Raw genomic sequence first — 8,917 nt, 5'->3', positions numbered from 1 at the left:
GACCACTAAAGTGTCGCGGGATGGAGCAGCCCGGTAGCTCGTCAGGCTCATAACCTGAAGGTCGTAGGTTCAAATCCTACTCCCGCAACCAAAAATTCCAGTCAGATATCAAACACTTAGCGTCCCAAGGGGCGCTTTCTGCGTTTGGGGCCACTGCACAACTGGAAGCACTGTGGAAGCATTAGGACGCAATTCACCCTGTGATGAATGCGCAACAGAGGCTGTCCGTCCGCCTTTGCGATACTGAGCTTGATAGGTCTTGGCCCCGGAGGGCATAACGCGGACCCCAAACCCGGCTATCTGGCTGTCCCAGACAAAATAATCTTTCGCCTCAACGGGCAGGGCTTCTACGGCACGTTTGGTCAGTTTGGACATCCCTCATCCTTTCTCTGTCATCGCCCCGTGATCTCCAGTTTTTCGGATGCAGCCTTCTCATCGCTGCAAGCAGCGAATGCCGGGTGACAGATACCTCATTCGTCGTCGCCCCCATCCGCGATCATGCTTTTTTTGAGCAACCGCAGTTCAAGAGCCTGTTCGGCAACCACTTCCTTCAGATCGCGTGCCTCGCGGCGCAGATCTTTGACCTCGGTCGATGTCGCTGCACGGGCCGTGTCGCCTGCCAGGCGTTTCTTGCCGGCTTCAAGGAACTCCTTGGACCAACTGTAGTAGAGGCTCTGGGCAATGCCTTCACGGCGGCACAGCTCTGAAATACTGTCTTCGCCCTTCAGGCCGTCCAGCACGATCCTGATCTTCTCTTCAGCCGAATACTGTTTGCGGGTCGCACGGCGAATGTCCTTTATGACCTTCTCACCGTGGCTCTGCTTGGTTCCGGGTTTCTTTCTCATCTCCACTCCTTGGCAGTTACGATGAGCCAGAAACCCTCTCTTATCAAATCACCCTAAACTGTCCCATTGGCGCTGACGTTAGACATTTTGTGAGCGGCCCACAGCCGCCATCCATCGATACGGCGAATTGCTGCGTTCGCATTCCGCCTTGCAGGCATTCGAATTGCGTCAGACTATCCGAAGCGCTGGTTCCTGAAACACAGCAAAAAAATGTAGCATTTTATCAGAATACTTTTACCTTGTGGTCAAATTTGGGGGAAGATGAATGCTCGACATCATCATTAGACAAGCCCAACTGCCGGATGGCCGAGGGCCGTTGGATATTGCGATCAAGGGTGACCGCGTCGCAGAAATTGCCCCCAAGATCAAGGCCGAGGCAGGCGAGGACATTGATGCGGCTGGGCGATTGGTTACGCCCCCGTTTACCGACCCGCACTTCCATATGGATGCGACCCTGAGCCTTGGAACGCCTCGCATGAATGCCTCGGGCACACTATTGGAAGGCATCGCGCTTTGGGGTGAGCTAAAGCCTCTGCTGACACCCGAAGCAGTAATTGAGCGCGCCATGCGATATTGCGACCTTGCCGTATCGCAGGGATTGCTGGCCATCCGTTCGCATGTGGATGTTTCATCCACACCTTTGGTTGGCGTTGAAGCGCTGTTGGAGGTCCGCAAGCAGGTCGCTCCCTATATTGATCTGCAACTGGTAGCATTCCCGCAAGATGGCCTTTACCGCGCAGAGAATGCAGAAAAAAACTTGATCCAAGCCCTTGATATGGGTGTCGATGTAGTGGGCGGTATCCCTCATTTTGAACGTACGATGTCGGAAGGTGCCCGGTCGGTCAGGAGACTGGCCGAGATAGCGGTGGACCGAGGCCTGATGCTGGATTTGCATTGCGATGAAAGCGACGATCCAATGTCGCGCCACGTGGAAACCTTAGCCTATGAGACCACGCGCCTTGGGCTTGGCGGGCTGGTGACAGCAAGTCATGTCACCGCGATGCACTCGTATGACAACTACTATGCATCGAAGCTCATACCTCTGATCGCAGAAAGCGGCATGAACGTGGTGCCCAACCCGCTCATCAATATAACGCTGCAAGGTCGCTCGGATACCTATCCGCGTCGTAGGGGGCTGACCCGAGTGCCAGAGCTGCGCGCGGCGGGTGTAAATGTCGCCTTCGGACAGGATTGCACGATGGACCCGTGGTATTCGCTTGGCTCCGCCGACATGTTGGAAGTGGCTCATATGGGCGTGCATGCCGTGCCGATGACATCCCGCGAGGCGATGGAGTGGGCGTTTACGTCCGTTACTCAGAATGGTGCCAAAGCAATGGGCTTGCCCGACCCGACGATCCGCGAAGGCGGCCCTGCCAATATGGTAGTGCTGCAAGCGCAGGACCCGATTGAAGCAGTTCGCATGAAAGCCACCCGGCTTGCCGTTATCAAAAACGGAAAGGTGCTGGCCCGCACAGAACCACGAATGGCCGCGCTTTCTTTGCCTGGTCGTCCCACGACCCTGGATCCCGCAGATTACGCGCCCAGGCCCAATACTTAGGAAGTTCATTAACAAGAAGAATTGCCACCAACAGAAGAGGATCTACCAATGAAACTCACCACAACCCGCCGTCAACTGATGGTCGGCGCTGCGGCCACGCTGGCCCTGCCGGCTTATATCCATCGCGTGAACGCGCAATCTGCGATCCGCGTCGCCGGAGTGCACATGTCTCCGGTTGAAAATGCATGGAACAGCCGCATTCACCTGGCGATGCAGGAAGCCGCCGACGCTGGCCTGATAGAGTATGAGTTTTCAGAAGGAGTAGCGCCGACCGACTATCCCCGCGCGATGCGCGAGTATGCCGAGGGAGGTGCGCAAATCATCTGGGGTGAATCTTATGCTGTGGAGCGTGAAGCACGCGAAGTGGCGGGTGACTACCCCGACACCGCGTTTCTGATGGGGTCTTCCGGTGGGCCAGAAGGTGACAACTTCGGTGTCTTTGGCACACGCAACCACGAGGCAGCCTATCTGGCTGGTATGCTCGCGGGTCATATGTCCGAAAGCAATGTCTATGGTTCGGTCGGGGGTTATCCGATCCCCGAGGTGAACCTTTTGATCAATGCTTTCCGCATGGGCGTAAGCGAAGTGAACCCAGACGCCACCTTCGTCAACGGCTTTATCGGTGCATGGTTCGATCCGGCCCGCGCACAAGAGGCTGCGATTGCCCAGATTGATGCGGGTGCAGACATTCTGTTTGGTGAGCGCATTGGCACTGCGGATGCGGCCCAAGCGCGAGGTGTGAAGGCGATCGGTTCGCTTATCGATTATACCCCGCGATACCCGGGCACGGTTTTTGCCAATGCAATCTGGAATTACGGTCCCACAATCGAGGCCATCGTGGCGGATGTTCAGGCCGGTAATCCAACAGGTCGTAACTACACGGAATATTCCTTTATGGCCCATGGCGGCAATGAGCTGATTTATGTCGCCGATGAAGTGCCTGCCGACGCCATCCCGGGGATGGAGGCCAAACAGGCCGCTATTCAATCCGGTGAATGGGACGTTCCGATTGACGAAAGCGAGCCCTCCTGATCCCGAGGGCTTTGACGTGACCGATGCCACAGCTCTTGCAGCTGCCATCACGGCAGGGCAGATCTCTGCCTGCCAACTGATGGAGTCCAGCCTTGCCGCCTGCCACGCACGGGCAGATTTGGGGGCCGTGGTATATCTGGACGAAGATATGGCCCGCGATGGGGCAAAGGTTGCAGACGCTTTGCCACCAGACCAGCGCGGGCCATTTCATGGGGTTCCGTTTTTGGTGAAAGACCTCGGCAGTTTCGCAAAAGGGCTGCCTGCGGCGGCAGGATCCGCGGAGATCCGTGCGCAATGTCGTAAACCCGATAGTGACAGCCACCTGCTGCAAAGTCTTCGCCGAACCGGCCTGATCCCTTTCGGCTTGACCGCAACACCTCCCTTTGGCCTTTCCCTGACATGCGAACCCGATGGCATGGCGGCGACCCGCAATCCATGGAACCCTGCGTTGACACCCGGTGGTTCATCCGGTGGCGCCGCAGCCGCGGTTGCAGCTGGTATTGTTGCAATTGCTCATGCCACGGATGCAGCCGGGTCCATCAGGGTTCCCGCTGCGTGTTGTGGCTTGACCGGGCTCAAGCCTTCTCGTGGCGCGGTGCCCGGAGGCCCTGATTTTGCCAATCACCTGATGGGCATAGCGTCTGAACTGATCCTTTCGCGGTCGGTCCGCGATGTGAAGACCGCCTTTGACGCGGTAGCCCAGCCCATGGCCCCGGTAAATCTGCCAGAACGCCCCCGCGTCGCATTGGCATTGCCGGAGCGTTGCGGTGCCGACCAGTGCAAGGCCGCGAAAAGTGCTGCCGACGCGCTGCGCGATGCAGGCTGTGAGGTGTGCGATATTCGTGCCCCCGACCGATTGGGGGATGAGGCTCACGCAATCGCCCGAACCATACTTGCTGTTTCCTTGGCCGAGTGGCTGACTGCGCTCAGGATCTCTGATGATAAGATTCCACCGCTTGCCGCGACCATGGCTGCCGAGGGCCGTGCGACACCGGCCACAGCGCTTTTTGCGGCCTCACGACAGCTCGCACGTCTGACAAATCGATCTCGCAAGCTTTTTAAGTCTGCCGATGCCGTCCTGATGCCGATCCTCTCGTCTGCACCGCCCGTTGTAGGCACTTTGGATCTGTCCGGCACCTCCCCAGACGATCACATGGCGCGGCTCGAGGCTTTTGCCCCGAACGCCGCACTTGCAAATGTAGCGGGCTTGCCAGCTTTGGCGCTGCCTTTTGGCATGGCAAATGGTCTTCCACTCGGCGTTCAACTGATTGGTCCCCCTGGCTCGGATTTTGCGCTGCTGAAACTTGGCGCACTTGTCGAAGACCGCGCGCCCGCAATCACTTTTCCGCACCCAATCGCAGGCCTGCCCGCATGACCAAGGTTCTGGAACTAAACGGCATTACCAAGCGTTTCGGAACGCTTACCGCAAATGACGATGTGACCCTGACACTAGAAGACGGGGAAATTCTTGCTCTGTTGGGCGAAAATGGTGCGGGTAAGACGACGCTGATGAATATCCTGTTCGGCCATTACGCAGCCGATAAAGGCTCGGTCAGGGTGTTTGGAAAAGAGCTGCCCCCAGGCCTGCCGCGTGCAGCGATCGAGGTGGGTGTGGGGATGGTACACCAGCACTTCACGCTTGCGGGCAACCTCACGGTTCTGGAAAACGTCATGCTTGGTTCCGAACCCTTGACGCGCGCGCGTTCCGCTCGTGGCGAGGCGCGCAAAAAGCTGTTGCAGATCTCTGAGCGGTTCGGCTTGCCTGTGAACCCCGAGGCCAAGGTTCGGACGCTTTCCGTTGGTGAACGTCAACGGGTCGAGATTCTGAAAGCACTCTATCGCGACGCACGTATTTTGATTTTGGATGAACCGACTGCCGTTCTGGCCCGGCCCGAGGCGATGCGCCTGTTCGAAACGCTGCGTGATATGACAAAAGAGGGCCTCTCGCTTATTTTCATCAGCCACAAGCTGCATGAGGTCATGGCAGCCTCTGACCGTGTGGCGGTGCTTCGTGGCGGCAGGATGGTCGCGGAACGCAAAACACCCGAAACCACACCAGAAGAGTTGGCGGAACTGATGGTTGGCCGCAAGGTTGAGCGTCCCGTACGTCAAGACCATGAGATTGGAGCGCCAGTCCTGATCGCAAAGGACGTGAGCGTGGAAGAAGACGGTGATTTGCGGCTGGATGATGTGTCTTTCGCTGTCCATGCCGGTGAAATCCTCGGTATCGTCGGCGTTTCAGGCAATGGTCAGTCCTCCCTCGGTGCGCTGCTGTCAGGATTGGCACACCCAAGTGCGGGTCAGTTAACACTCTTGAACGAAGATATCAGCCATCTGGGTCCGCGCGGCATGATCCGCGCGGGCGCAGGCAGGGTGCCTGAAGACCGGCACGCAGAAGGCGTTGTGGGCGAATTGAGTGTGTGGGAAAACGCGGTGCTTGAGCGCTTGCGCACACCGGGATTTTCGCACCGCGGCTTTGTTCGACAACGCGCCGCCCGGGAATACACTGCGGGGCTGATAGAACGTTTTGATATCCGCGGCGCCAGCCCCGACACGCGAACAAGGCTGCTGTCCGGCGGCAATATGCAAAAGCTGATCCTTGGCCGGGTTCTGACCAATGGGCCGCGTTTTGTGCTCGCAAACCAGCCAACGCGTGGTCTTGATGAAGGTGCAATTGCTTCAGTTCATGCCGAGCTTTTGGCAGCACGGGCCGAAGGTGCCGCAATCCTGCTCATCTCAGAAGAATTGGAAGAAGCTGTAGCCCTGTCAGACCGAATACAGGCCATCGTAAAAGGTCGCTTGTCAGAATCGATATCGACTGATGAAGCCGACCCACAACGCCTTGGCCTGATGATGGCAGGTGTCTGGAAGGAAAATGATGATGCGGCTTGAACGACGCTCACATGTGCCGCTGCATCTTGCGATCATTGCACCACTGGCCGCGATCTTTGCTGCATTGCTTTTGGCCGCCGGTCTCATCGCTGCTGCTGACGTAAATCCTCTAACGGCTTATGGCGAAATGGTGAATGGCGCGTTCGGCTCGCGCCTTTCCATCGCCGAGATGTTGACCCGCGCCACTCCGCTTATCTTTACGGGGCTTGCCGCAGCTGTCGCCTTCCGAGCGCGGCTTTGGAACATCGGGGGCGAGGGACAGTTCTTTGTTGGGGCGCTAATCACGGCTTGGATCGGTCATTCAATCGGGGTTCCAGGGTGGATAGGTATTCCGATCTTGATGTTGGCGGGCATGGCGGCAGGCGCGGCCCTTTTGGCAGGACCTGCCTTTTTACGCTTACGTTTCGGCGTGGATGAGGTGGTGACAACCCTGCTGCTCAACTTCATCGTGATCCTTTTTGTTGGCCTCATGATTGAGGGCCCTATGCGCGATCCGCTGGCCTTTGGGTGGCCCTCTTCGGTGCCCGTAGACGGGGATTACCGCCTTCCGGATCTGATCCCCCGTACACGTCTCCATATCGGGCTGCTTGTTGCTATCGCAGCGGCAAGTGCTGTTTGGCTGATTCTTGCGCGTACTGTTGTTGGCGCTGAAACACGCGCCGCAGGCTTAAATGCCAGTGCCGCTGCCTTTGCCGGAATTTCTCTGCCCCGAACGATCATGGGTGTTGCCTTGCTTTCGGGCGCGCTGGCAGGGCTTGCCGGGTCTGTCGAAGTCTTGGGGGTCACTGCGGGGGTCACCACCACTATGAGCCCAGGATTTGGTTATGCAGGCATTGTCGTCGCCATGCTCGCCGCTTTGCATCCGGCCGGAGTGGTCGCTGCCGCTGTATTCGTCGCCACAGTCTTTGTCGGGGCCGACGCCATGAGCCGTGCGACGGGTGTACCCAGTTTCATTGCCGATGTGATCGTGGCGCTGTGCCTGCTCACCATGATCGTGGCCCTTCTTTTCACAACCTACCGGGTGCGCCGATGAGCGATGCAATTGATCTGCTGCTGAATACCAGTCTTTGGGCTTCCGTGCTGCGTATTGCGACACCGCTCATATTTGGTGTTCTTGGTGCGTTGCTTTGCGAACGTTCGGGCGTGCTCAATCTGGGAATCGAGGGGATCATGACCATGGGGGCGATGAGCGGTTGGCTTGTCGTCTACATGGGCGCGCCATTGCTTGCAGGCCTCATTTTTGCAGCGTTTTGCGGCGCGGTGATGGGATTGCTTCATGCTATGCTGACAGTTCCACTTGGGCTTTCGCAACACGTCTCAGGGCTGGGCATAACGCTGTTTGCATCCGCTTTAGCCTATTACCTGTACAGGTTACTTGTTGAGGTGGGAGATCTGCCTCCTACGATCGAGGCTTTTAAGCCGCTCGATTTTCCGGTCCTGTCAGATATTCCCGTTTTGGGACCGATCCTTTTTAACCAAGCTTTGCCGACCTATCTGGCGCTCACTGCAGTGGCTGTGATGGCCTATGTTCTTGCCCGTACGCCTTTGGGATTGGCCATTCGTATGACCGGAGAGAACCCTCATGCGGTTGAGGCGCAGGGGTTGAACCCGATCCGTATCCGTATCGGCGCAGTTGTTGTCGGGTCAGCTTTGATGGCGGTTGGCGGGGCCTTCCTGACTACAACGGCGTTCAACAGCTTTTTCCCGGGCATGGTGCAGGGGCGCGGTTGGATCTGCATCGCATTGGTAGTCTTCGCTGGCTGGCGGCCCGGTAAGGCTTTGATTGGCGCGATGTTGTTCGCTTTCTTCGATGCCTACCAACTGCGATTGCAGACAACGGTTGAGGGTGTGCCATATCAGTTGTTCCTCATGGCACCGTATGTACTTTCGATCGTTGCGCTGGTCCTTGTCGCCCGCAGAGCCGAAGTCCCAGCGGCGTTGATGGCACCCTACCGACGCGGCGAACGTTAGTGGCATATTTTCGAACATATTGGCCAGGAAACGATAAAATCATCAAAATAAACATCTACTCGACCAGACAATGAAGAGCTGGGCACGAGACCTTAACCACATTCCGGAAAACTCTTGACACTATCTATATATTAACGCTCCGGCGTCATTCAGTCGCGCAGATTGAAATCCGGTCTCAAGGCTACTTGAATGTCTGCGTTCGAATATTCGACCTGACAGGCTCACGCACGCAGCGAATGGCCGGTTTCCGCCCGACCTTCGAATACTGGTCGGGCGAAGCGCCATGCTGATCGTGTCTGCTTTCGGGCTGACTGCTGTCCTCCGGACTAAAAATGCGGATGGCCGCAAAGTCCGCTCCTTGATTGCCGAAACCGAGCGCAGCGAAAGGGTAGTATAGATTTAGCTGAATTTCACACCGATGAGTGACCGAAAACGAAAAACCCTCTGCGATGCGACAAACCGTGTGCCGCACCTGCGAGCAAATGCTGCGTCAGCAAATACCCGAAAGGGCAACGGTAGCTTAGTCCGGAGGGTGTGTGAAAACTCCCCTATTTTGACCGGACTGATGGTATAATTTCCGTATTCGGTACGGAGGTTGTTGATGACGCAATTTATCGAG

The 8,917-nt window shown here is 57.1% G+C and carries 6 protein-coding genes, 1 tRNA gene and 1 pseudogene; 7 read left to right on the top strand and 1 reads right to left on the bottom strand.

Annotation, left to right across the window (positions count from 1 at the left end):
- The first annotated feature begins 14 nt into the window (after window positions 1-14).
- Window positions 15-91 (top strand) — tRNA-Met (locus ACR0NZ_RS20365).
- 374 nt (window positions 92-465) lie between these two features.
- Here the strand turns inward: ACR0NZ_RS20365 and ACR0NZ_RS20360 are convergent.
- Window positions 466-845, bottom strand: a pseudogene (locus tag ACR0NZ_RS20360) (transposase); the annotation flags it as partial.
- Between the two features lie 265 nt (window positions 846-1,110).
- Between ACR0NZ_RS20360 and ACR0NZ_RS20355 the strand changes: the two are divergent.
- From ACR0NZ_RS20355 to ACR0NZ_RS20330, 6 genes are read left to right on the top strand one after another with little or no spacing between them, the layout of a single operon-like run.
- On the top strand, window positions 1,111-2,403 hold the full coding sequence (locus tag ACR0NZ_RS20355; protein ID WP_480521505.1) for an amidohydrolase family protein: 1,293 nt from the start codon (window positions 1,111-1,113) through the stop codon (window positions 2,401-2,403).
- A 48-nt stretch (window positions 2,404-2,451) separates the two neighbouring features.
- Window positions 2,452-3,435 (top strand): BMP family protein, encoded by a 984-nt coding sequence (locus ACR0NZ_RS20350; RefSeq protein ID WP_480521503.1) that lies wholly within the window; start codon window positions 2,452-2,454, stop codon window positions 3,433-3,435.
- Window positions 3,413-4,810, top strand: a complete 1,398-nt coding sequence (locus ACR0NZ_RS20345) for an amidase (RefSeq protein ID WP_480521501.1) — start codon at window positions 3,413-3,415, stop codon at window positions 4,808-4,810. Before ACR0NZ_RS20350 ends, ACR0NZ_RS20345 begins: the two co-directional genes overlap by 23 nt.
- Window positions 4,807-6,327: an ABC transporter ATP-binding protein gene (locus ACR0NZ_RS20340; protein WP_480521499.1), complete on the top strand. Its 1,521-nt coding sequence runs from the start codon at window positions 4,807-4,809 to the stop codon at window positions 6,325-6,327. The genes ACR0NZ_RS20345 and ACR0NZ_RS20340 overlap by 4 nt, the downstream gene beginning before the upstream one ends.
- Window positions 6,317-7,360 carry an ABC transporter permease gene (locus ACR0NZ_RS20335; RefSeq protein ID WP_480521497.1) on the top strand — a complete coding sequence of 348 codons (1,044 nt, stop codon included), beginning with the start codon at window positions 6,317-6,319 and terminating at the stop codon, window positions 7,358-7,360. Before ACR0NZ_RS20340 ends, ACR0NZ_RS20335 begins: the two co-directional genes overlap by 11 nt.
- Window positions 7,357-8,298 carry an ABC transporter permease gene (locus ACR0NZ_RS20330; RefSeq protein WP_480521495.1) on the top strand — a complete coding sequence of 314 codons (942 nt, stop codon included), beginning with the start codon at window positions 7,357-7,359 and terminating at the stop codon, window positions 8,296-8,298. The genes ACR0NZ_RS20335 and ACR0NZ_RS20330 overlap by 4 nt, the downstream gene beginning before the upstream one ends.
- The last annotated feature ends 619 nt before the right edge of the window (window positions 8,299-8,917 follow it).

Source organism: Ruegeria sp. AE3, from assembly GCF_056542225.1.
Note: the sequence above shows the minus strand (reverse complement) of the source record. Positions and strands in the feature narration are given on the sequence as shown.